This window comes from Chitinophaga japonensis (assembly GCF_007830125.1).
GTDB lineage: Bacteria > Bacteroidota > Bacteroidia > Chitinophagales > Chitinophagaceae > Chitinophaga > Chitinophaga japonensis.
Genome location: NZ_VLLG01000004.1, coordinates 510,160 through 535,606, shown reverse-complemented (window position 1 = coordinate 535,606; position 25,447 = coordinate 510,160). Strand labels below are relative to the sequence as shown.

The 25,447-nt window shown below is 55.6% G+C and carries 25 protein-coding genes; 10 read left to right on the top strand and 15 right to left on the bottom strand.

Features of this window, described 5'->3' with window-relative positions; translation table 11 throughout:
* Positions 1-9: 9 nt before the first annotated feature.
* Together LX66_RS19310 and LX66_RS19305 are read right to left on the bottom strand one after the other, a co-directional pair.
* Complete coding sequence (locus LX66_RS19310; RefSeq protein ID WP_244620461.1) at positions 10-723, bottom strand: LytR/AlgR family response regulator transcription factor; 714 nt, start codon at positions 721-723, stop codon at positions 10-12.
* Positions 720-1,742, bottom strand: a complete 1,023-nt coding sequence (locus LX66_RS19305) for a sensor histidine kinase (protein ID WP_145716592.1) — start codon at positions 1,740-1,742, stop codon at positions 720-722. The genes LX66_RS19310 and LX66_RS19305 overlap by 4 nt, the downstream gene beginning before the upstream one ends.
* A 208-nt stretch (positions 1,743-1,950) precedes the next feature.
* On the opposite strand from LX66_RS19305, the gene LX66_RS19300 reads away from it, so the two are divergent.
* Positions 1,951-2,241 (top strand): hypothetical protein, encoded by a 291-nt coding sequence (locus tag LX66_RS19300; protein WP_145716590.1) that lies wholly within the window; start codon positions 1,951-1,953, stop codon positions 2,239-2,241.
* Here LX66_RS19300 and LX66_RS19295 read toward each other — a convergent pair.
* Positions 2,233-3,129 (bottom strand): NAD(P)-dependent oxidoreductase, encoded by an 897-nt coding sequence (locus tag LX66_RS19295; protein ID WP_262713216.1) that lies wholly within the window; start codon positions 3,127-3,129, stop codon positions 2,233-2,235. The two genes, LX66_RS19300 and LX66_RS19295, sit on opposite strands and share 9 nt — an antisense overlap.
* A gap of 72 nt (positions 3,130-3,201) precedes the next feature.
* Between LX66_RS19295 and LX66_RS19290 the strand changes: the two genes are divergently transcribed.
* Positions 3,202-4,404, top strand: coding sequence for a serine hydrolase domain-containing protein (locus tag LX66_RS19290; RefSeq protein WP_145716587.1), 1,203 nt, complete (start codon positions 3,202-3,204; stop codon positions 4,402-4,404).
* Here the strand turns inward: LX66_RS19290 and LX66_RS19285 are convergent.
* The 3 genes from LX66_RS19285 to LX66_RS19275 are packed head-to-tail and all read right to left on the bottom strand — an operon-like array spanning position 4,367 to position 5,650.
* A complete protein-coding gene (locus LX66_RS19285; protein WP_145716585.1) occupies positions 4,367-4,624 on the bottom strand; it encodes a hypothetical protein in 258 nt (85 codons plus the stop codon). The two genes, LX66_RS19290 and LX66_RS19285, sit on opposite strands and share 38 nt — an antisense overlap.
* A 32-nt stretch (positions 4,625-4,656) precedes the next feature.
* A complete protein-coding gene (locus LX66_RS19280) occupies positions 4,657-5,031 on the bottom strand; it encodes a VOC family protein (RefSeq protein WP_145716584.1) in 375 nt (124 codons plus the stop codon).
* Positions 5,032-5,062: 31 nt separating this feature from the next.
* Entirely contained in the window at positions 5,063-5,650 is a 588-nt protein-coding gene (locus tag LX66_RS19275) for a TetR/AcrR family transcriptional regulator (RefSeq protein ID WP_145716582.1), read from the bottom strand.
* A 134-nt stretch (positions 5,651-5,784) separates the two neighbouring features.
* Here LX66_RS19275 and LX66_RS19270 point away from each other — a divergent pair, with 134 nt between their 5' ends.
* The gene (locus tag LX66_RS19270) at positions 5,785-7,935 is read left to right on the top strand and encodes a glycoside hydrolase family 3 N-terminal domain-containing protein (protein ID WP_145716581.1); all 2,151 of its coding nucleotides are present in this window, start codon (positions 5,785-5,787) and stop codon (positions 7,933-7,935) included.
* A gap of 116 nt (positions 7,936-8,051) precedes the next feature.
* Positions 8,052-8,927 (top strand): hypothetical protein, encoded by an 876-nt coding sequence (locus LX66_RS19265; protein ID WP_145716579.1) that lies wholly within the window; start codon positions 8,052-8,054, stop codon positions 8,925-8,927.
* A 60-nt stretch (positions 8,928-8,987) separates the two neighbouring features.
* Here the strand turns inward: LX66_RS19265 and LX66_RS19260 are convergent, their stop codons facing one another.
* A complete protein-coding gene (locus LX66_RS19260) occupies positions 8,988-9,323 on the bottom strand; it encodes a hypothetical protein (RefSeq protein WP_145716578.1) in 336 nt (111 codons plus the stop codon).
* Between the two features lie 37 nt (positions 9,324-9,360).
* Positions 9,361-10,065 (bottom strand): hypothetical protein, encoded by a 705-nt coding sequence (locus LX66_RS19255; protein ID WP_145716576.1) that lies wholly within the window; start codon positions 10,063-10,065, stop codon positions 9,361-9,363.
* A 201-nt stretch (positions 10,066-10,266) separates the two neighbouring features.
* Here LX66_RS19255 and LX66_RS19250 point away from each other — a divergent pair, with 201 nt between their 5' ends.
* Positions 10,267-10,641 (top strand): hypothetical protein, encoded by a 375-nt coding sequence (locus LX66_RS19250; RefSeq protein ID WP_145716575.1) that lies wholly within the window; start codon positions 10,267-10,269, stop codon positions 10,639-10,641.
* Between the two features lie 53 nt (positions 10,642-10,694).
* Positions 10,695-12,914, top strand: coding sequence for a M28 family metallopeptidase (locus LX66_RS19245; RefSeq protein ID WP_211366384.1), 2,220 nt, complete (start codon positions 10,695-10,697; stop codon positions 12,912-12,914).
* Here the strand turns inward: LX66_RS19245 and LX66_RS19240 are convergent.
* From LX66_RS19240 to LX66_RS19225, 4 genes are all read right to left on the bottom strand, one after another.
* Positions 12,900-14,123 (bottom strand): ABC transporter permease, encoded by a 1,224-nt coding sequence (locus LX66_RS19240; protein ID WP_145716573.1) that lies wholly within the window; start codon positions 14,121-14,123, stop codon positions 12,900-12,902. The two genes, LX66_RS19245 and LX66_RS19240, sit on opposite strands and share 15 nt — an antisense overlap.
* Before the next feature lie 109 nt (positions 14,124-14,232).
* A complete protein-coding gene (locus tag LX66_RS19235) occupies positions 14,233-14,985 on the bottom strand; it encodes an ABC transporter ATP-binding protein (RefSeq protein ID WP_145716572.1) in 753 nt (250 codons plus the stop codon).
* 17 nt (positions 14,986-15,002) lie between these two features.
* Entirely contained in the window at positions 15,003-16,283 is a 1,281-nt protein-coding gene (locus tag LX66_RS19230; protein ID WP_145716570.1) for an efflux RND transporter periplasmic adaptor subunit, read from the bottom strand.
* Positions 16,284-16,342: 59 nt separating this feature from the next.
* A complete protein-coding gene (locus LX66_RS19225; RefSeq protein ID WP_145716568.1) occupies positions 16,343-17,683 on the bottom strand; it encodes a TolC family protein in 1,341 nt (446 codons plus the stop codon).
* A gap of 209 nt (positions 17,684-17,892) precedes the next feature.
* Between LX66_RS19225 and LX66_RS19220 the strand changes: the two genes are divergently transcribed.
* Positions 17,893-18,408 carry an outer membrane beta-barrel protein gene (locus tag LX66_RS19220; RefSeq protein ID WP_244620460.1) on the top strand — a complete coding sequence of 172 codons (516 nt, stop codon included), beginning with the start codon at positions 17,893-17,895 and terminating at the stop codon, positions 18,406-18,408.
* Between the two features lie 84 nt (positions 18,409-18,492).
* Here LX66_RS19220 and LX66_RS19215 read toward each other — a convergent pair whose 3' ends face one another.
* From LX66_RS19215 to LX66_RS19205, 3 genes are all read right to left on the bottom strand, one after another.
* Positions 18,493-19,098 (bottom strand): thioredoxin family protein, encoded by a 606-nt coding sequence (locus LX66_RS19215; protein WP_145716566.1) that lies wholly within the window; start codon positions 19,096-19,098, stop codon positions 18,493-18,495.
* Positions 19,099-19,105: 7 nt separating this feature from the next.
* On the bottom strand, positions 19,106-19,591 hold the full coding sequence (locus tag LX66_RS19210; protein WP_145716564.1) for a TlpA disulfide reductase family protein: 486 nt from the start codon (positions 19,589-19,591) through the stop codon (positions 19,106-19,108).
* An 82-nt stretch (positions 19,592-19,673) separates the two neighbouring features.
* Positions 19,674-20,576, bottom strand: coding sequence for an AraC family transcriptional regulator (locus tag LX66_RS19205; protein WP_145716562.1), 903 nt, complete (start codon positions 20,574-20,576; stop codon positions 19,674-19,676).
* A gap of 263 nt (positions 20,577-20,839) precedes the next feature.
* On the opposite strand from LX66_RS19205, the gene LX66_RS19200 reads away from it, so the two are divergent.
* From LX66_RS19200 to LX66_RS19190, 3 genes are all read left to right on the top strand, one after another.
* On the top strand, positions 20,840-22,078 hold the full coding sequence (locus LX66_RS19200) for a DUF6786 family protein (RefSeq protein ID WP_145716560.1): 1,239 nt from the start codon (positions 20,840-20,842) through the stop codon (positions 22,076-22,078).
* Positions 22,079-22,094: 16 nt separating this feature from the next.
* Positions 22,095-22,946, top strand: coding sequence for a fumarylacetoacetate hydrolase family protein (locus tag LX66_RS19195; RefSeq protein ID WP_244620459.1), 852 nt, complete (start codon positions 22,095-22,097; stop codon positions 22,944-22,946).
* Between the two features lie 101 nt (positions 22,947-23,047).
* Positions 23,048-25,441 carry a T9SS type A sorting domain-containing protein gene (locus LX66_RS19190; RefSeq protein WP_145716558.1) on the top strand — a complete coding sequence of 798 codons (2,394 nt, stop codon included), beginning with the start codon at positions 23,048-23,050 and terminating at the stop codon, positions 25,439-25,441.
* The last annotated feature ends 6 nt before the right edge of the window (positions 25,442-25,447 follow it).

The window sequence follows — 25,447 nt, the reverse complement described above, 5'->3', positions numbered from 1 at the left end:
CGGCCGGCCTCAGCTTCTGCGGATCACCCTATCCAGGTTCCCCTTGTAAAACTCGCTCAGCGGCAGCTCCAGCTCACCTATGCAAACCAGGTCCCTTTTGATGGAAGTGATCCTGCCGGTGGAAATAATAAAAGATTTATGCGTGCGCACAAACCCGGAGGAGGGCAGCTTTTCTTCAATGGCTTTCATGCTCATGCGGGTGACCACCGGTTTTTTGGAGGATGCAACGTGTATCTTGATATAATCCTTCAGTCCCTCTACGTACAGGATATCGGACAGCAGCACTTTCACCAGCGTGTATTCTACGTTAACAAAGAAATGGTCGGCGGCGGCTTCCTGCTCGGGGTGGGGTTGCTGCTGCCAGCGGAACCGTTCCTGCGCCTTGTTGCAGGCTTTCAGGAAGCGCTCAAAGGACACGGGCTTCAGCAGGTAGTCCACCACGTTCAGGTTGTAGCCTTCCAGCGCATACTGTTCATAAGCCGTCACCAGGATGGTCATGGGCGGCTGGGGCAGCGTTTGCAGGAACTGCAGGCCGCTCAGCCCCGGCATCTGTATGTCCAGGAAAAGCAGGTCAACGGGCGTGCTTTGCAGCACGGCTGTTGCTTCCATTGCGTTGCGGCAGGCTTTTACCAGGTGCAGGAAAGGCACCTGCCGGATGTTGTCCTCCAGGAGGTCCAGCACCAGTTTTTCATCGTCTATAGCCAGGCATTGCATTGTCGTCATCGTAGCTGTAAAGTTAATACGGTGGAAAATATACCGGCATTTTGCTGCACCGCCAGGATATGCTGGTCCGGGTACAGTAGTTTCAGGCGGGTGCCCACATTGGCCAGGCCAATGCCGGAGCTGCTGTCCTTGCTGTCCGACCCGTTGACGGTGTATTTGTTCTTTACCGTAAAGGTCAGCCGGTTCTCCGCTACCACCAGCCGGATAGAGATCCAGGGATCCGTGATCCAGCCGATGCCGTGCTTGAACGCATTCTCCACGAACGGGATCAGCAGCATGGGCTCTATGCTGAGCTGCTCCTGGTCCGGCGCCACCTCTATCAGGGTCTCAATGGGCGTCTCGTCGCCAAAGCGCAGCTTTTGCAGTGCGATATAGCTTTTCAGGTAAGCCACTTCTTTTTCCAGCGGCACCTTCCTGATCTCGGAATCGTACAGCATGTAGCGCATCAGGTCCGACAGCATGATCAGCGAAGGTTCCATCAGGTCCGACTTCTTGCGCGCCAGCGATACCAGGTTGGTCAGCACGTTAAAAAGGAAGTGCGGGCTGATCTGCGAGCGAAGGAACTTCAGCTCCATGGCCAGTTGCGCCGCCTGTCTTTCCTTTTGCTCTTTTTCATAATGCACTTTGTCCACCACCAGCCGGTATATGATGCTGGCCACCAGGAAGAGGAGGGCCGGGAAAAAGATCACCGGGAAGGAGGCGCTGCTGCCGGATACGCCGGGGAAGAAAACCGCCAGTATGCCCCGCTTGATGTAATAGGTGACGGCCGCCAGCAGGGCCAGGCTAAGCACATACAGCCACCAGTATCTTTTATTCAGCCAGCGGGGGTACAGCACATAGGCGTTCAGGTAAAACAGGCCGATATGTATAAAGCTGCTCACCAGCCAGAAGCTGCCCGGCAGCATACCCGGCGCAGGCTGTTGCCCGGCTGTCAGCAAATGCGGCAGCGCCAGCAGCGCTCCCCAGATCAGAACATGCAGTGCTACAATACTATATATGGCGTTGGTCCGCTTCATCATCTCATCACTATAAGTTAGCAAATTTATTTATAGCCGCCACGTCAGCAGGGGAATAGTAGATAAGGCAGGCGTTTTTGTAGACAAGCGGTGGAATTTTGCAGTTTGCAGTGGGCAGTCAGTTGAATAGTCGCTCCAGTAACTGCCCACTGCCCACTGCAAACTGGTTAAAATGGCCCCAAACTTGCGGCCCGTTCTGTAAACGTTTTTCATGACCGCACAAACCATTGATATCAATTTCCAGGGCCGGCAGCATACCCTGCACGTGGAGCAGGATGCCTATAATGGCTACCCGGCCTATTACATTGTAGACGAGAACCTGTCCTCGGAGTTCAACTGCGATCTGCCGGACAACCTGGTGCTGTTTGAAACAGACGCGGGGATGGAATGCTCTCCCCGCGTTGTTTCGCTGGAATGCCGCCGGATAACGGAAGAAATATGGAAGGCGATCAAAGCGCATGAAGCTGATACCCCGCAGCCCTTCGGGCCGGGCTTAGGATAATGTGGCCGGGCCTTTCTGTATGGCCAGGGCCATGGCGATCACGTCATGGTCGCCCAATCCCTGCGCCAGGGACTGTTGCAGGAGCTCCTGCAGCTTTTGCCCCAGCGGCATCTGCGCCTCTACGCTTTGCGCCTGCTGCATCACCAGGTTGGCGTCCTTTAATCCCATCTGCAGGCTGAAGCCTGCCGGCAGGTAGGCCTCTTTCAGCAGGGCTGCGCTGTAGATATGGTAGAAGGGCGCGTTGAACAGCGTCTGCGTCAGCATCTGCATCCACTGGTGGGGATCAATGCCGCTCCGCTGCGCCATGTTGATGCCCTCCGCCATGGCCGCCACACCGGAAAGGATCAGGTAGTTGCTGCACAGTTTGGCGGTATTGGCCGCGCCCGCTTCCGCGCCAAACTCCCAGGTGTTTACGGCGCCGGCATCCTGCAGCAGAGGCTTGATCGTTTCAATAACATCGCTTTGCCCCGATACCAGGAAGTTCAGCTTCCGCGCCCGGGCGGCTTCAGGCCGGCCCATCACGGGAGCGGCGATATAATGATTGTTGTGCTTGTGGTGCAGGGCGGCCAGGGCTGTACTGGTAGCCGGCAGGATGGTGCTCATGGAAATATGTACGCCGCCGGCTTTCAGGTGGGCGGCAATACCGTCGGGGCCTTCGGTAATATGGTGCAGGGCCGCATCGTCAGACACGATGCTGAATACCACGTCGCAGAGGCCGGCCAGCTCTTTTACAGATGTGCAGATCACGGCGCCTTTTTCCAGCAGGGGCTGTGCTTTGGCGGCGGTCCGGTTGTACACGTACACCGGCTGGTGCTGCATTAATAAATTTTCCGCTATGGGCGTTCCTAAATGTCCTAATCCAATAAATCCTATTTTCATCGTTGTCAAATTTTGAGGGAAGTTACAGCATATGAGAAAATATATACCCTTGTTACCCCCTAAATAATATCTTTACGCCTTATGACTTCGTGCTTAAACCCTTATCCTGCAATTGTGAAAGGAGGGATGACACTGGCATTGCTGTTGTCCGCCCTGCACGGTCAATCGCAGGGACCGGTGCGCATTGCAACGGATAATCCTTTGAAAACCCGGATGGATACGCTTGTTCAGGGGGCTGCTGCTACTTTTATGCAGGACCCTGTCCGTGTAGGACTTTCCATCGGGATCATCAGGAACGGAGAAATATATACCTATAATTACGGCGCGGCAGAAAAGGGAAAGGACGTACTACCGGACAGCAACACGATCTACGAAATAGGATCCATTTCAAAAACCTTTACAGGCCTGCTGCTGGCCGGGGCATTGGCAGATGGGAAAATAAAGCTGGAAGATGATATCCGGCGTTACCTGCCCGGCAGTTATCCCAACCTGGCATGCCAGAGGCAGCCGGTAAGGATCGTGCATCTTGCCAATCACACTGCAGGGCTGCCGCCTTTTTTACCGGACAGGCCGGATATATTCCGGCAGCCGGCGGACTCCATCCCTTTCCATCTGGCCCGCCTTCATAATCATTATACAAAAGAACAGTTGCTGAAGGACCTGCATGCGGTAAAAATCGATACTGTCCCGGGCATTCATTACCGCTATTCCAATGCTGGTGCGCAACTTATCGGGTTTATCCTGGAAAGGGTGTATCATCAAACATTTGACGCATTGATACGCAGGTATATTACCGGCCCCCTCGCCATGCGGCAAACAGGGGTGGTGATCCCGGCAGACACAATAACACTGGCCAAAGGTTACGATGCCAAAGGAAGCAGGATGCCCTATATACCCGCGATTATGAAATATTCCGGCGGAATGTATGCTTCCGTATCGGACATGCTGCGATACATCCGTTTCCAGTTGAATGAAAAAAACGATATCGTCCGGCTCTCACATTCGCCAACCCAGCGGTATACGGACAGTTCGGGCATTGGCTTGTACTGGAGATTGAATGAAACATCAGGAAAAGGCAGGAAAATCTGGCATACGGGGGGAACATTCGGCTTTTCAAGCTATTGCGTGCTCTACCCTGAAATAAATACCGGGATCGTGCTGTTATCAAACGAATTTGATCCCGCATCACAGGGCTCGCTCATCGCAATAGCCGAAAAAATATGGCAGGGCCTGGAAAGAAATACCTTTACGGGTTCAGCTTATCCAGTATCTCCTGCCAGATGAGGCGGGCTATCTGCTCGCTTTCCACGGTACGCAGCCGTTCATCGAACTTCACATGCCCGTTGGCCCGGAACTCCAGGTTTTCGGGAATGATACCCTCCAGTTCGTTCTCATCTGCGCCGGGCGCTACCCGGTAAGTGATCTCTTCCTCCAGGTGGTCGATGGAGATGAGCAACTGGTACGGCTTGTCGTTGAGCACGATGGTAATAATATGCTTTTCCATGTGGAAAGCGCCACAATACCCATGCCACACCCTCAGCTCTGGCTGCTCACCTCCACCAGCAAGCCGCCCGGTGCATGACAGTAGAAGGTAACGGAGGAAAACCCGCCCCGCCGCAGCTCTTCCATATCGCCGGTGCGGATGCCGGCGGCGTTCAGGGCGGCATACTGGGCGCGCACCTGCTCCGGCGTATCCACGAAAAAGCCGATGTGGAAGTTACGGGGATAGCCGCTTTCCTCCGGGCTTTCTTTCGCCTGCATCAGGTTCAGGATGAAGCCGGCATCGTCCCGCAGCACCACGAATTTATCGGGGGCGGGAGCAGCCAGCACGGTAAAGTGGAAATACTGTACAAAAAAGTCGCGCAGCGCCGGCACGTCTGGTACCGGGAGGTTGGCATGATTGAGTTTCAAGGAATTGTTGTTTTAAAAGTTAAAAAGAAGTTCAGGGCCGCAGGGCTTTGATCACCAACTGGAAAGCCTGTTTCAGCTTCTGCTCGCTCAGGGAAAAGGGTTTGCCGCCCATCCCGCTTTGCTGCAGGTGAAACTGCACCAGTATGTAAAAGGGGCCGTAGGCAGCGGCCCAGAACACTTCGGCCGGCAGTTCGGCCACCTCCTTCCGCTGCACCGCGTTGCGCACAAACTGCTGCATGGCGCTGCGGAAAGCAGGAGTGTGCAGGTCCTGCTGCCGGATCAGGGGAGAGTTACGGAACTGCTCCGAAAAATGGAAGTACAGCGGGTGCTTCAGGATATAGCGGTAACGGTTCTTCCATTGCAGCCACAGGCCGTCTTCGAAGGGCATGGCCGGGTCAAAATGCCGGAGCGCTTCTCTGGCGAAGACCTCATCCACCGCCAGGTACAACTGGCGCAGCAGGTCCTCCCTGTTCTTAAAATAAATATAGATGGTGGAGGCGGAAAGACCGGCCGCTTTGGCCAGCTTTTGCATGCTGAACCCGTCAAAGCCTTCCTGTACGATCATCTCGATGGCTTTTTCCCGGATGGTAGCTTCCTTCTGTTCGTCCCTTGGTCGCATAATGGTGCAAAGATAAACGAATGTTCGTTCTTTTAAAACATTTTATAACAGGAATGATATTAAATTTCCATAAAATACTGTTTCTTTGATCCCAGACAGTGAACATTGCAGTACTTCGCAAACTTTTTTTTCTGATGTTGTATAAGAAATTCTATTGCTTGCTGGCCGTTGTTGTAATAACGGGCAGCGCCATGGCGCAGCAGCCTTTGTTCCGGAACCCGCAGGCGCCCGTGGAGGCGCGGGTAAAGGACCTGTTGCAAAAGCTGACGCTGGATGAAAAGATATCCCTGCTGGGATACCGCAACCCGGCCATTGAGCGCCTGGACATTCCTACCTATAACTGGTGGAACGAAGCCCTGCACGGCATTGCCCGCGCCGGCGAAGCTACCGTATATCCCCAGGCCATCGGTATGGCGGCTACCTTCAATGATGCGCTGGTGCAGGAAGTGGCGGCTACCATCTCCACCGAAGCCCGTGCCAAGTACAACCTGTCCGTGGCCATGAACCGCCGCCTCTGGTACATGGGCCTCAACTTCTGGACGCCCAATATCAACCTGTTCCGCGATCCCCGCTGGGGCAGGGGCCAGGAAACCTACGGGGAAGATCCCTATCTCACGGCCGTAATGGGCGCCGCATTTGTGTCCGGGCTGCAGGGCGATGATCCTGCCCACCTGAAAACCGCCGCCTGCGCCAAGCATTTTGCCGTGCACAGCGGACCGGAAGCAGAACGCCATACCTTCAATGCCGTGGTAGATGAAAAGGACCTGCGGGAAACCTATCTCTTTGCTTTCAAACACCTGGTGGATGCCGGCGTGGAATCCATCATGTGCGCCTATAACCGTGTGAACGGGGAACCGTGCTGCACCGGCCAGACCCTGCTGCAGCACATCCTCCGCGATGAGTGGCATTTTACCGGGCAGTCCGTAACGGATTGCGGCGCCCTGGACGATATCTACCTCCGCCACAAGGCCATTCCCACGAAAGTGGAAACGGCCGCAGCGGCCGTAAAAGCGGGCATCAACCTGGAATGCGGCAGCATCCTGCAGGATGATGTGAAGAAAGCCATCGAACAGGGACTGCTGACGCCCGTGGAAATAGACAGCGTATTAAGCTACAACCTCCGCACCCAGATGAAGCTGGGCCTCTTTGACGAACAGGGCCTGGCGCCGTATAACCGTTACGGGGCAGACAGCGTACACAATGCGTATCATATTGAAATGGCGCGTAAAGCAGCGCAACAAAGCATGGTGTTGCTGAAGAACAACGGCGTGCTGCCCCTGCAGAAAGAAAAATACTCCTCCATGATGGTGCTGGGCTCCAATGCCGCCGCGCCGGATGCCTTGCTGGCCAATTACCATGGCATTAACGGCAACCTGGTGACCTTTGCGGAGGGTATCGCCGCTGCAGCCGGTCCCGCTACCGCCGTGCAGTACGATATGGGAAGCGATTACAAGGATACCGTGCATTTCGGCGGCATATGGGCAGCGGAGAACAGCGATGTGACCATCGCCGTGATCGGCCTTACGCCGGTGCTGGAAGGAGAGGAAGGGGATGCGTTCCTGTCCGCTTCCGGCGGTGACAAAGCTACCCTTAGCCTCCCGGCATCGCAACTGGCTTTCATGAGAAAGCTGCGGGCTGCGCATAAGAAACCCATCATTGCGGTGATCACCGCGGGCAGCGCCGTGGATGTATCGGCCATTGAGCCTTATGCAGACGCCGTCATACTGGCCTGGTATCCCGGTGAGCAGGGCGGCCGCGCGCTGGCGGATATCGTGTTTGGCGACGTGTCGCCCGCGGGCCGTCTGCCGGTGACGTTCTACCGCTCCTTCAACGACCTGCCTCCCTATGATGATTACAGCCTCAAAGGCCGCACCTACCGTTACTTTGAAGGTGAGGTAGCCTATCCCTTCGGCTTTGGCCTGAGCTATACTACGTTTAACTACGCCTGGGAACAGCAGCCCCGCAATACCTACGCCCTGCGCGATACCATTCACCTGGCCGTGCAGGTGCAGAATACCGGCGGCTATGACGGGGACGAAGTGGTGCAGGCCTACATTGAATATCCCGGCCTGGAAAGAATGCCGCTCCGGGAACTGAAAGCGTTCAGGCGGGTGCACGTCGCCAAAGACGGCCGGCAAACGGTGACGCTCAGCATTCCCGTCAGCGGCTTGCAGAAATGGGACCTGGCGGCGCACCGCTGGAAACTGTACAAAGGACAGTACACGGTAGCTGTAGGCAAAAGCTCGGCAGACCTGCTGCTGAAAAAAACGTTTACGGTGAAATAAGACGCCGGCGTAGACATTTTGTAGATACCGGCTCCCGGTATTGGTAGTCAATATGTAGTAAGGGGTATGCAATGCCTGGCCGGCATGTCGCCTATTTTTGCCGAAATACTTATTATATGCAGATAAACAGGTGGCTAACAGGGTTGGCGTTGTTGTGCGCATGCAATTTCAGCGCCGGCGTAAAAAAGGACCTCCGGACAGGACTAAGCATCCGTAATGACCATCTGCATTACAGCGATTATACCTTGCTGCGGAATGGCGAGCCATTGAAAAACAGGACCATCCAGTATGGTGATAAAATAACGCTGCGCCTGGACGGCGTAGGCGGCTTTACGCGGGAAATGGGATATGTGTATCCCGACCTGAGCGTAATCATCAGGAAGAAGAACGGGCAACCGGTAGAAGAAAACAAAGACCTGCTGGAGAATAAGCCATACACTCCACAGCAGGTGAGCCTGGTGGAAACCTACTATGTACCGGCCCCCGGTGCGCTGAAGGCTGGCATTGCGTACGAGCTGGAGTTTCGCATAAAAGATAAAAAAGGAAAGGGCGCCATTACCGCCACACTCCCCGTTACCGTTAAAATGAATAAAGTAAACAGGCTGACCCTTAAGCAGGAGGGATTAAACGGAGAGGCGATGATCTATGCCGATGCGGGGCCTGTTATTAATAACATCGTGCCGCTGAAAGGCCGGGCGGGTATGATCTGCTGGGGGCTGAAAGGATTCCGGGAAGAACAGGGCCGGGTGTTTCCCGGGGGCCGCATTAGCCTCCTGGACCCGGCTACCGGGAAGGTCAAAATGGAGACGGCCGATCTTTTTGCAGGTCGCACCGATGGCATGAGCCTGGAACAGGTAGCAAGCGGGCTTACCATGTTCCTGAACCTGCAGAACCCTTCTCTGCAGGGGGACAAAAGTATCTGGCAGTTTGAACTCTGGGATAAAAAAGGCCCCGGCCGTATGCAGGCCAGGGTCCTGCTGCAATTGGAATAGTTACGGTATCGTACGTCATGACGAGGTCCTGCTCCCACGCGCGCATCCACGCCTGGTTGCCTACCGCATGAGCGCTCTTTTCTTTTTCCAGGTGCGGATTCCGGATATCAGTCCCACGATGCCCAGCAGGCAGAAAGCCGACAGGTTCAGCCATTTACCGCCCATTTTGTACAGCAGCCACTCCAGGGTATGCATCTTCATCTGTCCGCCGGTAGCCTCCCACTGGCCTGTTTGCCGCCACCTGAATATGGCGAAGCCGGTGAGCAGTATGAATACGGCAATACCCATGGCCAGGGAAGGCCAGGCGCGTCCGGAATACTTGTTTACATATTCGTAATCCGCGTTGGGATTCGGTCCCCAGGTGGCTTTTTTACGGGGTGTTTCCTGTGATGACATAAGCTTGGTATTTTTTGATGATAACAGTTTTCGATGTTCAGTACCTGCTGATCAGCGCTCCGTCCCGCTTCATGCCCCATAAGGTCATTGTGTTGCGCAGGTTATTGATCTGCACCATATACTGCTCGTCCTGGAATGATTTGCGGGAAAGCGGTATTTCCGTAGCGCCAAAAGCATCGGGGCTATCGGTATCCAGCCCTTCCCATTTTTGTTCCGGCGGATTTACCTTGTTCAGCAGGTTCACAAAAAAGGTATCGCCGGATATCCTGGCATACCGGGCGTAGGTATGGTAAAGCTGGCCGTCCTTGCCGGGAAGGAGCACCTGGTACACATCGCCCGGTTGCGGATGGGCCACGTATTCCTTTATGCTGGCCTCCTGTTGCCGCTGACGGCTGGTGCTCCGGAAATGCAGCACGGTTGTCCCGATAATTAAAGCGCCGATCAGCAGCGGGAATACCAGCGCGCCCCTCCATAAACGGGCCGGCGCTTTCAGTCCGGCTTTCTCCGTTTTGTAGGTTTGCACCAGCGCCGCCGGCCATTTCACATTGGGAATACCCTGGCCGCAATGATCGCAGCCGGCCAGGCCATATTTGGCGCCGGGAAAAACAGGCCCCAGGAACCATACATAACGCTGGTAAATAGCCAGGGAAACGCCGCCTGGCTGCCGGCACAAGGGGCAGGTCACCCCCGGGCAGGCCAGGGTTTTGTGGTGATGGTGCCTGATCTGGTAGAATATGATCATCGTATAAAAATTGTTTGTGCAGGTTAGCGGCAAAAATAAGCGCGCTGCCTTTCAGATGCGGCGCCGGCAATACTACATAGCGACTACAGCGCCTGCCTGCCGGTGTCTACATTATGTCTACAATTGCATTTTTCCACCGGCATCCAATAAAAAACCGCCGCGCTGCGTTAGAGAGAAAGAGTCATTTTAAACCAGGCACTGATGTGTTCCTTCCCCAAGACAGTAACCATATCACTGGGTATCCTGCTGGTGTACAGCAGTTGTTCCCATAGCGTTTTCCAACGCAACCGCGTGTACCAGGCGCCCCGGATGGGGGCCGAAAGCCGCTTTGATGAAGGCTTGCGCCGCGAGAAGCATCCGCAGCACCTCTTCAGCAAAAAGGAACGCAGGGACATGGAAAAAATGGGCACCCTGTCCCAGGAAAAGCGCGCCGCTCCCAACACCCGGATATCCGCTGCCCGGGCGGACAGCATCGCGAACGGGCTCGCACCGGCCGACAGCACGCAAACAACCGCAGACAGTACCCGGCTCCCTATGGACAGCGCCCAGGCGCCGCCTCCTGATACCGCTCGCTAACTGCTAACAGCTATCTCTTGCATATGCGGGCTTTTTGCCGTATCATTAACAACATGAGACCTGTCAAACTAACCATGGCCGCTTTTGCGCTGAGCCTGTATTTACCCGCAGTAGCCAGGCAACACCAGGCCGGTCAGCCAAAATCACCCGCCTCGCAGTTGGAAACCCGCTTTGACCAGCAATTGAGCCCGGCGCATGTAGGCGCTACCATCAAAGAGCTGGCTGCCCAACCGCATCACCTGGGCAGCGCCCGGGGTAAAGCCGTGGCCGAGGCCATACTCGCAAAATTTAAGGACTATGGCTGGGATGCCCGCATAGCAACCTACCAGGTGCTGTTCCCCACGCCCAAAACACGGGTGCTGGAAATGACCGCGCCCACCAGGTACAAAGCGTTGCTGAAGGAGCCGGCCCTGAAGGAAGACGCCAGCTCCGGGCAGGAAGGCCAGTTGCCTACCTACAATGCCTGGGGCGGCGACGGCGATGTGACCGGGCAACTGGTATATGTGAACTTTGGCCTGCCAGAAGACTATGAAACGCTGGAGCGTTTGGGCATTGACGTGAAAGGAAAGATCGTGATCGCCCGTTACGGCCGCTCCTGGAGAGGCATAAAACCCAAAGTGGCAGCAGAGCATGGCGCTATCGGCTGCATCATCTACTCCGATCCCCGGGAGGATGGCTACTTTGAAGGGGACGTGTACCCCAAGGGCGCTTTCAAGAATGAATACGGCGTGCAGCGCGGCGCCGTAATGGATATGGTGATCTATCCCGGCGATCCGCTCACACCCGGCGTTGGGGCAACGGAAAATGCCAAACGCCTGGAGCGCAGCGCTGCACCTACCATCCTGAAGATACCCGTGTTGCCCATCAGCTACCATGATGCGCAGCCCTTGCTGGCAGCCCTGGAAGGGCCGGTAGTACCGGCTGACTGGCGGGGCGCGCTGCCCATAACCTACCACACCGGTCCCGGTAAGGCTACCGTGCATTTGCAGGTGGCTTGCAACTGGGACCTGGTGCCGGTGTACGACGTGATCGCCACCATCAAAGGGGCGCAGTACCCGGATGAGTGGGTGGTGCGGGGCAATCACCACGATGCCTGGGTCAATGGCGCTTCCGATCCTATCAGCGGCATAGCCGCCCTGCTGGAAGAGGCCAAAGCCATTGGCGCACTGGTAAAGAGCGGTTACCGGCCCAAACGTACCCTGGTGTACTGCGCCTGGGACGGGGAGGAGCCGGGCCTGATCGGCTCCACGGAATGGGTGGAAGACCACGCGGAAGAACTGCAGCAAAAAGCGGTGGCCTATATCAATACGGATGGCAACGGCCGCGGCTTCCTGGGCGCAGGCGGCTCGCATGCGCTCACACAGTTGATGGACGGCATTGCCAAAGACGTGACCGATCCGCAAACCAAGGTAAGCGTATACGAAAGAAGGAAAGCGCTGAACCTGGTGCGCGCCGCGCCGGCTAAACGAAAAGAGCTGCTGGACAATAAAACCTTAAGCCTGTCCGCCCTTGGCTCCGGGTCCGACTATTCGCCCTTTTTCCAGCACCTGGGCGTGCCTTCCCTCAACCTCGGCTTTGGCGGTGAGGATGACGGCGGCGAATATCACTCCATCTACGATTCCTACGATCATTATTCCCGTTTTAAAGACCCTGAATTCCATTACGGGGTGGCGCTGGCGCAGGTGGCTGGCCGCGCGGTGCTGCGCCTGGCAGACGCGGAGGTGCTGCCTTTTGATTTCACGGACCTGTACCGGACCATCAGCGGCTACGTAAATGAGCTGACCGCACAGGCAACGCAGATGCGGGAAAGCACGGAAATGGAGAACCGGTTGATAGCTGCGCATACCTACCAATTGGCGGCAGATCCCACGCAACCATTTGTAGCCCCGGCGCCCAAAGCGGAGGTGCCTTACCTGGATTTCTCCCCGCTGCAGAACGCGCTGGTAATGCTGGAGAAGTCCAGCACAAAGCTGCGTGACACGCTGTCTGCCGCCGCTGTGCCGCCGGCTGTACGGCAACGGCTCAACGAAGCCCTGTACCGCGCTGAGCAAAGCCTGCTCACCGGCAATGGCCTGCCGCGCCGCTCCTGGTTCAAACACACCATTTACGCGCCCGGCTTTTATACCGGTTATGGCGTAAAGACCCTGCCCGGCATCCGCGAAGCCATGGAGCAGCGCAACTGGAAAGAAGCCCGGGAGCAGGTACGGGTAGTGGCGGAGGCGGTGCAGCGGTTGAGCAGGAAGCTGGAGGAGTGCGCATCACTCATACCGTAACGCCTCTATCGGGTCCAGCCGCGATGCCTTTACGGCCGGGTAATACCCGAAGAACACGCCGGTAATGGTGCATACCAGGAAAGACAGCACAATGGAGCTTTCCGATACCAGCGTGGGCCAGGAAAGGAATACCGTGATCAGCCTGGAGGCGGTAATGCCCAGCGCTATGCCGATCAGGCCGCCGGTAATACTGATCAGGATCGCTTCTATGAGGAACTGCAGCAGGATATCAACGCCTCTCGCTCCAATGGACATACGTAACCCGATCTCCTTGGTGCGCTCGGTCACGGACACGTACATAATGTTCATAATACCGATGCCGCCCACGATCAGCGAGATACCGGCAATGGCCGCTAACAGGATGGTAAGCAACTGGCTGGTGGAGCTGAAGGTGTTGATCAGCTCTGCCTGTGTTCTTACCATGAAATCGTCTTCCTGGCCGGTTTTCAGCTTGTGGGTGGCGCGCAGTACCTGTGTTACTTCCCCGGTAGCCAGCTCCGAGCTGCTTTCGTCAATAGCCGATGCAAAGATGTTCTGTATGTAGGTGATGGCCAGGATACGCTTCTGCACCGTAGTATAGGGCGCCAGTATAATATCGTCCTGGTCCTGGCCGAATGCGTTCTCTCCCTTTTCTTCCAGCACGCCGATCACCTTAAAAGGGATCTTGTTAAAGCGGATAGTTTTGCCTACCGGGCTTTCGCCGGAGCTGAACAGGTTTTCTACTACCGTTTGCCCGATGAGGCACACTTTGGCGGCGGCCTTTACATCGCTTTCACTGAAGGGGATACCGTCTTTCAGCGACCAGTCCCGTATGTCCAGGTAGGCGGGGCTTACGCCCTGTACGCTGGTGGGCCAGTTGAGCGCGCCGTTAATGGCCTGCCCGCTGCCGCTCACCTGCGGGGAAACAGCGCTGATATACTGCGCCTTTTGCGCGATGGCGGTCACGTCTTCCAGTTTCAGGGTCTGCAGGCTGGATGCGTTCAGCCGGGCGCCGCCCATGGGCTCGTTGCTGTAGGGGCGGATGGTGATCATGTTGGAGCCCATGCTGGAAAGCTGGTCCTGTATGCTTTGCTTGGAGCCCTGCCCGATAGCCACCATGGCAATAACGGCGCCCACGCCAATGATAATGCCCAGCATGGTCAGGAACGCCCGCAGCTTGTTGCGCTGCAATGCGCGGAGGGCTATACGAATGAGGTTGAAAAAATTCATGTCTTTTATACTTATACACGTCCTTAATATGTTTACGGAAGTATGAAGTAAGATGTAGGATGATCAACGCATCTTTTCTCCTCCTGCCTCGTACCTCATACTTCTTACTTCAATAATCATCTGCAACCGGCAGCTCGCTTAACATTTGCCGGGCCGATCTGATATTTTCATTCCGCTGGTCCCGGATCACCCTGCCGTCCCGCAGCATGATGGTGCGGCTGCTGAAGGCGGCAATGTCCGGTTCATGCGTTACAAACACGATGGTCTTGCCGGCCTGGTGCAGCTCCTGCAGCAGGGCCATGATCTCGTAGGAGGTACGCGTATCCAGGTTGCCGGTGGCCTCATCGGCCAGTATCATCACCGGCTCGTTCACCAGCGCCCGTGCAATGGCCACCCGCTGCTGCTGCCCGCCGGAAAGCTGGTTGGGCAGGTGGTCCAGCCGTTCCGCCAGCTTCACTGCCTCCAGTGCTTTTACGGCTTTCTCTTTCCGGTCCGTAGCCGTAAGTGAGGGGTTGTAGAACAGCGGCAGCTCTACGTTCTCCAGCGCGCTGGTGCGCGCCAGCAGGTTGTAGGACTGGAACACGAACCCTATTTTCCGGTTGCGCAGCCGGGCCAGCTCGTCCCGCGACAGGCGGCTGATGTCCACGCCGTCCAGCAGGTAGGTGCCGGCGGTAGGTTTGTCCAGGCAACCCAGTATGTTCAGCAGGGTGGTTTTGCCGCTGCCGCTGCTGCCCATGATGGTCACAAATTCCCCGGCCATCACCTCAAATGAAACGCCTTTCAGCGCACGCACCGTTTCCGTGCCCATCCTGAATTCCCGTTTCAGCTCCTGTATCTCCAATATCTTTTTATCGTTCTCCATCTTTTCTTTTTTTATCATCAACCCCTTCTTCTTCCGCCCGGCCTGGAAGGCATAAAGGGGCTTTTGGTAGCCTGTTCGCCGGTCTTTGACCCGCTGCTGGCCCGCCGTACATCATTGATCACGTTGTCCGATGTGTCCAGTCCGCGCAGCACCTGTACGCTGGTCTCGTCGTTCAGGCCGGTCAGTATGCGGCGGCGCACAATGCTGTCGCCTTCCCTGATCCATACGGCCGCCGGGCGGGCTGCTTCGTCCGGGGCCGTGAGTGCTTTAGTGGTGTCCGTTTCCGTTTTGAGCGTGTCCGGGCGCCTGGTGCGGTAAAACGCGGCCCCGGTGTCTGCCGGTCCTGCCTCCCGCCGGCCCACGATGGTGTAGCCTTCCAGCAGGGAGGAGTCGGGTCTGAACTGCAGGGCCTTGGCGCTGATCAGCAGCGTATTGGCGGCCTCTTTGGTGTAAATGGTCACATTGGCCGTCATGCCGGGCTTCAGTCGCAGGTTATTATTCGGTGCGTCTATGATCGTTACATAGGTCACCACGTTGGAGGAGGTGGCAGGCTGCAGGCGTACTTCCTGCACGGTGCCGTTAAACACATCGTCCGGGAAGGCGTCCACGGTAAAGGTTACACGCTGCCCCTTTTCCACGCTGCCGATATCCGCTTCGTCTACACTGGCCTGTACCTGCATCTTGGTCAGGTCTTTGGCAATGATGAACAGGGTAGGGGTGCTGAAGCTGGCGGCCACGGTTTGCCCGATGTTCACGTTCCGGTTCAGCACTACCCCGTCTATCGGTGAATAGATATTGGCGTAGGACAGGTTCTGGTTGGCGGATTGCAATTGCGCTTTAATGGCCGACACATTGGCTTTGGCGCTATTGTACTGGTACAGGGCGGTTTCATAGTCCGCCCGGCTGACGGCGCCAACATTGTATAGCTGCGATTGCCGGTTAAAGTTGCTTTGCTGGTACACCAGTTGGTCCTGCGCCGCGTTCAGGTTGGCCTGTATCTGGCTCACCTGCGCCTGCAGCAGTGATTTGTCCAGCTCCGCTACCAACTGCCCTTTCTTTACCCGGGTGTTGAAATCGGCATAGATATATTTGATGGTGCCGGATACCTGTGTGCCCACGGATACGGTGTCTACCGGCTGTATGGTGCCTGTAGCGGTAATGGCGTTGGCAATGAAGCCATAGGCCGGCTTTTCCGTGGTGATGGCCACCGGCGCTTCCCGGGGCCTGAATTTCCAGAACCATATGGCTGCTGTCAGTAGCAGGGCCGCTCCAATAATGATCCATTTATATCTTTTCATTCGTAAGTGTTTGTCTTTCAAAAATCTCATGGAACCTTGCGGTTTCATTCGTAAGTGTTTTATTCATTCGTTACCGGTTCTCCCGTATAAAATGCGTATATCTTCCTGTTGAGAATATTGCTGTACTTGGCCTGTATGTATGCCTGCAATGACTGCACATACAGGTTCTTCTGCACCTGCAGGTCCACCATGTTCACCGCGCCCAGTTTTAGCTGCTCTACGGTGATGCGGTAGCTTTCCCCGTTGGCATCCAGTTGTTTTTCGGCGGCCCTGTACTGCTCCTGGGTGTTCACCAGGTTCAGGTAAGCCTGCTCTACGGTTTGCGACAGCGCGGTCCGGGTATCCTGCAGGGACAGTTTGGCCTGGCTGATGGCAATTTTTGCCTTGGCCTCGTTGGTCTTGTTGGCCCGGTTGCTGAAAATGGGAATGCCCAGCGTAATGCCGGCGCGCTGGTAGAAGTTATTGTCCAGTTGTTGCCAGTAACTGTAGGACTGGTTATCGGAAAAACCGGTAGCCAGGCTGGCGCCGAAACTGAGGGTGGGTTTGTAACCGGCTTTGGCCTTGGCCAGGCCAACTTCCGCAATGGCTACATTCAGTTCCCCGCTCTTTACTTCCGGCCGGGTTTGCAGGGCCAGTTGCTGCGCAGTGGCGAGGCCTGGCACGGGCTTTTCCGCCGCCAGCGTATCCGGCTGCGCAATGCTGAAATCAAAGGAAGTGGGCAACTGCAGCAATTGCTTCAGGGTCAGCAGGTTTTGCCGGTAGCTGTTTTCCGCCGCTACCAGCGAGTACTGGTCCGTGGCCAGTTGCGCTTCCAGTTGCACCAGGTCCTTCCGGGCAATGCTGCCCGCGTCAAACTGCTGCTGCCCCTGCTGCAGTTGCGCCCGGGAGGTTTGCACCAGGTCCCCGGCGTACACAATGTTCTCGCTGGCCAGCAATATGTTGAGGTATGCCTGCGTGATCTGCAGGGTAATGTCGTTCTCCGATTGCAGCACATCCAGGTTGGCCGTTTGCAGCAGCAGGTTCTTTTCGCGCACGTCGTTCTTCAGGTAGCCGCCCTGGTAAAGCGTCCAGTTGGAACTAACGGAATAGTTGCTGGCCATGGAGGATTGTGTCTGGAAGCCGCCCACTACGGGGTCTGCATTCCTGGCATGGGTGTAGTACTGGGAGGCGCTGCCCGAAACGCCCGGCAGGCGGGCCGCCTTTGCCAGTAGCAGGTCTTCCCGGCTGGACTGCCGGCTTAAGCGCAGGTTATTCAGTTGTATGTTATGCTGTTTCGCATAATCAATGCATTGCTGCAAGGTCCATTTGTCTGGTAATGCCGTGGTGTCGGCGGGTTGCGCCTTTAACAGGGAGGCGCCGGTTAGCAGCAGTATCGCAGTAATAACGATCATTCTGTTCATTGTAATCCTGTTCTTGGTGCTTCAAACATTCCGATAGCGGAAAGCATAAGCGGTTCACTACTGCCTGCAAATAACCGGCACTTTTCAATGCGGCCCGTATTTTGTTAGGAGTATTTAACAATGCTTAACACTCCTTAACAGAATTCCAATTCATTTACTTACATTTACAGAAAATTTATAATAACCGTTCCTGCGAAAAAACAAAACAGATGAAGAAAATCCTTTTTACCATCACCGGCATGCTGCTCGTCCTCTGCTTTACCAGCAGCGCTACCCAGGCGCAACTGAAGCGATTCAGCATCGGCCCTTTTATTGAAGCCGGCTTCCCGGTAGGTAGCATGGCGGACAATTACAAAACGGGCTATGGCGCCGGCGTGGGCGCAGACATTAAGCTGATAGCCGGCCTGGGTGTAACCGGTTCCGTTAGCTACATGCGTTTCCCCGGTCAAACGGTAACTGATGACGGGGGCAATACCTACAAAGTAGACGCCCTGTCTGCCGTACCTGTCCGCCTGGGGCTGAAGTACAAGTTCATACCTTTGCTGTATGTAAAGGTGGAAGGTGGGGTGGCCAACCTTACCGGTGATTATGACGGCGGCGCGGCCATCTTTTCTCCCGGTCTGGGCCTGCGGGTGCTGGGCTTTGATTTCCAGGCCAAGTACGAAGCCTGGTTCAAGGATGGCACCAATGGTTTCTGGGGGCTGAAAGCAGGCTGGAATTTCTAGGTAAAAAAGAAAAAGTAAAAAAGAAAAAATTAAACGCTTCCGTCAATTTTTCTTTTTTACTTTTTCCTTTTTATTTTTTATTTATTACTTCCCTTTCGATTTCACCCCGCATCCCACCGCTTTGGTGAAGGTGATCTCCGGTTGTTCACCGGCCAGCAGGGAGTGCACGGCCTGCTGCACATAGTTGATCTGCTCGCTTTTTTCGTTCTCCGGGTCATTGTCAATAGCCCCTATGTAGGCCACCCTGTTTCCCTTGTCCGTTTTCTGCAATACAAACACGTGCGGTGTGCGCAGCGCGCCGAACTGCCGCGTTACCACCTGTCCCGGGTCTTCCAGGTAAGGAAAGGTCAGCTTGCTTTTTTGGGCGTGTAGCTGCATATCCTCGAAGGTTTCGCCTTGTTGTGCCTCCGGGTCATTGGGATTGATCATGATCACCGGGTAGCCTTTGGAGGCAAATTTTTCCTGCAGCGCCACCATTCTTTGCTCGTACCCCCGTGACACCGGGCAGGTATTGCAGCCAAAGATCACGATGTAACCTTTGGCATCGGGGTAGCTGGAAAGAGAAAGGTTTTTATTATCTATGTTCTTCAGGTTGAAATCGGTTACCACATCGCCTACCTGGTAACCTGCCTGCTGTGCCCTGGCCAGTAGCCCCAGGAGCAGCAACGAGAGTGTGAGTAAGCTTCGCATAACGGTATTATTTTAATGAACGATAGGTTGTTACCAATTGGTCATAGGTAAACTCTTTTTCCTGGAGGCGGCGCAATTGTTTGCCCGTGTTTACAAAAAGCGTGGCGGGCAGGCTGCCGGACCAGTCCGGGCTGACACGGTCTATATATACCTGCTGGTCTGTTTCATTCAGCAGCAGTACCTCGCTGTGCAGTTGTTCTTTCTTTACAAAGGGCACTACTTTGCTGCGCAGCCTGGACCGTGCGTCCACACTTACCAGCAGCACCTTTACCGGCTCCCCGCGGTGAGCTTCCCCGAACTTTTCAAAATGCGGCAGCTCCGCTACGCAGGGGCTGCACCAGGTAGCCCAGAAATTAACGATGTAGGTGGTGTCCCCGCCGCCGGCAAAACGCGCTTCCAGTTGATCTACCGTAGCAAGTGCTACCTGCTGGGCTGTCGCTGGCAGCAGCAGGGCGTTCAATAAAGCGGTATATACAACCAGTTTTGTGAGCATATGGTACGCGAGATTTCAGGCCGGTGCTCATAAGTTACAAAGAAGCCGGCAAAGCGCCTTTTAAATTTGATGAATGGCGCCGCTATGGCAAAGCCTGCCAGGCGCTCAGCACAGCCGTTTGGCCCGCATATTCCTTAAAGTATTGCAGCGGCGTTTTGCCGGTAATAGCCTTGAACTGCCGGTTGAAATTGGCCAGGTTGTTAAAGCCGCTGGAATAGCATACCTGCGCAATGCTTATTTCATTTTCCAGTATCAGCCTGCAGGCGTAGCCAATGCGCAGCTCGCTCAGGAACCGGGAATAGGTTTTAGAGGTACGGGTCTTGAAATACCGGCAAAAGGAGTGGGGGCTGATGTGCACTGCTTGTGCAACAGTAGCGATCTGTATAGGACTGGTGAAGTTATTGAACGTGTAGTGGTAGATCTCGTTGATCTTGTCCGTGCGCTGCAGGCTGTATTCCTGCACAAACCCCAGGCTGCTGAGCAGGCTTTTTTCTGTAGTGGCGGCTATGGCCGTCAGCAGCGCTATCAGGCCGGTGATCTTCTGCGGCCCGCTGGCCTGCAGCATCTGCTCCATTTGCCGCGACAGCCGTTTGGCGGCGCTGCCGCTGATCCGGATGCCCCTGCGCGCCTGTTGCAGCAGCAGCCGTACCGGCTCCATTTCCGGCAGTTGTAAAAAAGCATCTCCCCAATAGTTTTCGTGGAAGTGAATGGCCACGGCTTCCACATGGAGCTGGCTGCCCGGCTGGAAGTAGTCCGCATCGTTGCGCCACATATGCGGCAGGTTAGGCCCCAGCAGTACCAGGTCTCCGTCTGCAAAGCGTTCCATATGGTCGCCCACCAGGCGGGTGCCCCGGCCTTTGCGGATCAGTGTCAGTTCCGCCTCCGGGTGGTAATGCCAGTGGTTGTACAGGTAGGGCAGGATATCCTCCCGCACGCTGAAAGAGTGCCCGCCATGCACGGATACTTTCCTGAGTATCGGTTTCATCTGTTCAGGCTATTTTTGATCTGAAAAAAGCCGTTATGGGCCGTTGTAAGCCCCGTAAATGCCAATATAGTATATTTTTTGGCTTGGAATTGATAATGCCGTCCCCCAAAAAACACACAACTTGCAGTATGCTGAAATTCCACGTTTTCCCGGATACCCTGTTGTGCTGTCATCCATCCATTTATTCCAGCCTATATGGAAGATGGCGGAAATGTAGTAATATTAAGCATGCGGAAATGATGCCACGCTAAAATCATCAACAGATGCGATACCCGATACTTTGTTGCACGCTGGCGCTGGGCAGCCTTTTCGCCTGCCGGCCCGGCGGTAAAAAAGCTGCTGATACCACAATGACTGACACCGCTACTTTTGAGCAGGATGTAAATTTCCTGCGGCAGCACCTGGATAATGTAGTGCTGCTGCAAAGCGCTGCAGACAGCAGCATGGTGCTGGTAACCGGCGATTACCAGGCCCGCGTGATGACCAGCTCCGCCCGTGGCATGAATGGTAAAAGCTACGGATGGATCAACTACCCGCTGATCGCCTCCGGCGAATACCAGCCGCATATCAATGCATATGGCGGGGAGGAGCGCTGCTGGCTGGGACCGGAAGGCGGGCAGTATGGATTGTTCTTTCCGCCGGGCAAGCCTTTTGAATTTGAGCACTGGCAAACGCCCGGTCTCATAGATACCGCTGCCTTCACCATGGTAAGCCAAAGCGATACGGAAGTGGTATACACGAAGGAAGGCGCCCTGCAGAACTATGCCGGTACTGTTTTCAAGGTGGGCATAGAGCGGAAGGTGCAACTGCTGGACAAAGCGGAAGCGGCCCGGCAGATGGGGGTACAGTTGCCGGACGGGCTGTCCGTAGTGGCCTACCGCACGGAGAACAAGCTCACCAACACCGGCACGGAAGCCTGGCAGGAGCGAAGCGGCCTGCCGTCCATCTGGCTGCTGGGCATGTTCACCCCTTCTGATAAAACGGTGATCGTAGTGCCTTTCCGGCAGCAGGACAATGCCCGCGAATTTATCCATGATGATTATTTCGGGAAGATACCGCCGGAACGTTTACAGGTGCGTGATGGCCTGGTGCTGATGAAAGCGGACGGCCGCGCCCGTGGAAAAATAGGACTGGAGCCCGCCATCGCAAAGCCCATGGCCGGCAGCGTGGATACGGAAAGCGGCGCCATTACGCTCATCCTGTTCTCCATCAGTCCAGCCGGCAGGTACGTGAATTCCAGGTGGGAGCAGCAGGCAGCGCCTTACAAGGGAGATGTGGTGAATTGTTACAACGACGGCCCGCTGGCAGACGGCTCCCAGATGGGCCCTTTCTATGAGCTGGAATCCTCGTCAGACGCGCGCCCCCTGCTGCCCGGCGACTCCATGACCTACCGGCAGACCACCGTGCACCTGGAAGGGAGCCGTACCGCGCTGGATGCGCTGGCGCAGGAGCTGTGGCAGCTATCCATTGCGGACATTGCCGCCGTTTTTAACAAACAATAATAATAAACCAACAGTTATGAAATATATCCGTTTATACAATACCGTGAATGGCATTTTTGCGTACCATCAGGAACGTTATTACCGTATGGAGCAGGACTGGGATGCGCTGGTAAACAGTCCCCGTTTGTTCACCAGCCTGCAGGAAGCGATCGAAGAGCTGGAGCCCGCCGCCGATGCAGCAGCGGCTATACAGCATTACCTGCTGCCGCCCATCGGCTCACAGGAAATATGGGCGGCCGGCGTTACTTACCTCCGCAGCATGGTAGCCCGCAAAGAGGAATCCGAAATAGCCGGCGGCGCTACTTTTTATGACAAGGTATATGAGGCCGAAAGGCCGGAACTGTTCTTTAAATCCCTGGCTCACCGCGCCGTGGGCCACGGGCAGGCCGTATACATCCGGAAGGACTCCACCTGGAACGTGCCCGAGCCGGAGCTGACCCTGTTCCTGAACAGCGCCGGTGAAATACAGGGATACACGGTCGGCAACGACATGAGCTCCCGCAGCATAGAAGGGGAGAACCCCCTGTACCTGCCCCAGGCCAAGGTGTATGAGAAAAGCGCTGCCATCGGGCCCTGCCTGCTGGTGCCCGAGCAGCCCCTCCCCGTCACCACGCAGATCCATATGCAGATATTACGCCAGGGGCAGCCGCAGTACAACGAAGCAGTGCCCATCAGCCAGATGAAACGCGGCCACCAGGAGCTGGCCGCCTACCTCTTCCGCGAATGCGATTTCCCCTTTGGCTGTTATCTCATGACAGGCACCTGCCTGGTGCCGGACAGCAGCTTTACCCTGCAGGAGAACGATGTAGTGGAGATCACCATTGAGCCGGTTGGCACCCTGGTAAATATTGTGGAAATAAAAAAATAGTTGTATTTTTTCCCAGGTAGGAAACCGTCAGCCAGGCACAACCATATCGCTTAGCTCATATTTGTCGCCCCCTATGGTCATTTACCCTCAATACCGTCTTTATGAGAAAAATCTACTATTGCCTGCTTTTGCTCCTGGCAGGCCATGCCGCCTATGCCCAGAATCCTTTGCTGACCAGGATTTTGACCGTGCCGGACAGCACCCTTATCATGGACTATGGGTACAACAAAGTGTTCCTGTCCAAAGAAGGGGATTCCATCTATCATATCATGGATGTATCCACCGGGGCGGCTACCCTGATCCCTTTTAACCGGCGTCTAAGCGATGGTTATCCTGCTCCTTATGTGAAGCTGACGCCTTACGGCGCTGTTTTTACTGCTAATAGTAATACCGGTCCGATCTTTCCTTACAGTGAGCCGGTACTTGTCTACGAATGGCACGAGGGAACGTTGTCATTACTGGACAGCATCGCCTACAACATGCAGGCGGCGGGCAATTATGCGATATGGCTGCATTATGATACGGCTGCCCATTTTAAGCTCTTCCTGAGAGACCTGGCTTCCGGGCAGCAGGCAGTATTGGATAGTAACGTAAGGGAGGCTGTTGTAGCCGGGAACGGGTTGGTGGTATACACGAAGTACCAGGCCGTTTATAAATACAGGAATGGCGTAAAAACCCTGGTAACCGATACAAATACACCCGGTATAGATTTCTTTTATCCCCGCACGGATGGGGAGCATATCGCCTATGTGAGCAACCTGGAGGGAGAGATCGCCTCGCTGGTATTGGATGACGGAACAGCACCAGCCGATACCATTGACCTGGTGGTGTCTGTTTCCAATGGTGAATACACGGTGTCTGATGCGGCTCCCAAAATGAGGAATGGGTATATGGCGGGTGTACGGCCGGTGTTTCCCTGGTATCCCAATCCCGAGTTCTGGATCTGGTCCAGGGACCGGCAGGGCATGCGGCGGGACCTGGCTTATGTAAAAGGCGCTACCAGCCCTTTTGGCGCCGCCGGCATAGCAGCGCTGGATACGGCAGGCAACATGGCGGTGAGCGCCAAAGCGCGGGATACCCTGGGTTTTTACTATTTCTCCCGGAACGGGTCCGTGATCAAAAGGATCTTTGACGACAGCTACAACAGGGTGAGGTCACATATGTATGCTGCAGATGGCGGCTGGGTCATTACATCCAGCGGTGAGCATGCCGTTTATAAAGTAAATATTGATAGCACTTTCGATCATCATATACTTCCCTTTGAGCTGAAGACGCTGCCGCAAACACGGGTGCGCTTTACCGAAGAAGACTTCATACAGCATTATACCGGACCCGATACCGGTAAAGGGCAGTTGCTTATGATATATTTTACCGAACTGCCCAGGCACGGCGTGCTGGTGGCCAAAGACAACCGGGTGATCAATGCCGGTAGTAATTACCGTATTCCCCGGGCCGACCTGGACAGCCTGCAGTACAGCCCCTACGGCGGCTTTACCGGCCGGGACACCATAGCATGGCGGGCTTACGACGGCCTTTCCTGGACCAATGACACCATAATCTACATACAGGTGAGCCCTGCGCCGCCTATGGACAGCATCCGGCCTTTTGATAAAAATACGCTGGCCGGTACGCCCATTCATTTTACCGCAGATGATTTTGTGCAGCATTACAGCGGCCGGTTACAGCGGGTCAGCATTACCGCCCTGCCGCCTTACGGCAAGCTGACCGTAGGCGGGAAGGCCGTTTTTTATGAGAGAAGCCGCGAGCTTACACTGGCGGAGCTGGACAGCCTGGTGTACACGCCGAAAGCCGGCATTGCAGGAGTGGATACCTTCCAGTGGAAAGCATTTAACGGCAGCGCCTGGACAAATTACGATACCGCGGCGGTCCTGCACATATACCCGGTGCTGGATGCGCCCCCCGCTGTCAGAACGCTGCAGCCGCTCTACCTCAGTAACGCCGCTCCGTCCCGCATATGGATCGTGAACTACCCGCCGGACCGCTGGCACACGACGGTGCGCGTACAGGTGGATAACGCCGCTCCGCTACCCGTAGCGGCGGACCATACCTTTTTGCTGGACCCTGCGGCTTATGCTCCGGGTGCGCACACGCTCCGCGTTACCTTCACCCACCCGCTGGATACTGTCAGTCTTTCCCGGTATTTCGCCATTGTGCCCTGGCCGCCTTTCCAGCTCAATGCACAGGGGAAGCTCCTTTCCGCCACTACGGAGAGGGAGGAGGGGCCGGCAGCGCTCCGCACCTGGCCCAACCCGTTTGACCAGCAGTTTACGCTGTCGGGCCTGGAGCCTTCGTCCACGTATATCCTGGAGTTGTTTGACCAGCAGGGAAAACTGGTCATGAGCAGGCGGATAACCGGTAGCGGCAGGGAGCTCATTACTACCAGCGGCATACCCGGCAAAGGATTGTACCTGCTGCAGGTCCGGGATGAAAACCGGAAAATAACGGCCGGCACCTTCAAGCTGCTGCGTTTATGATACGGC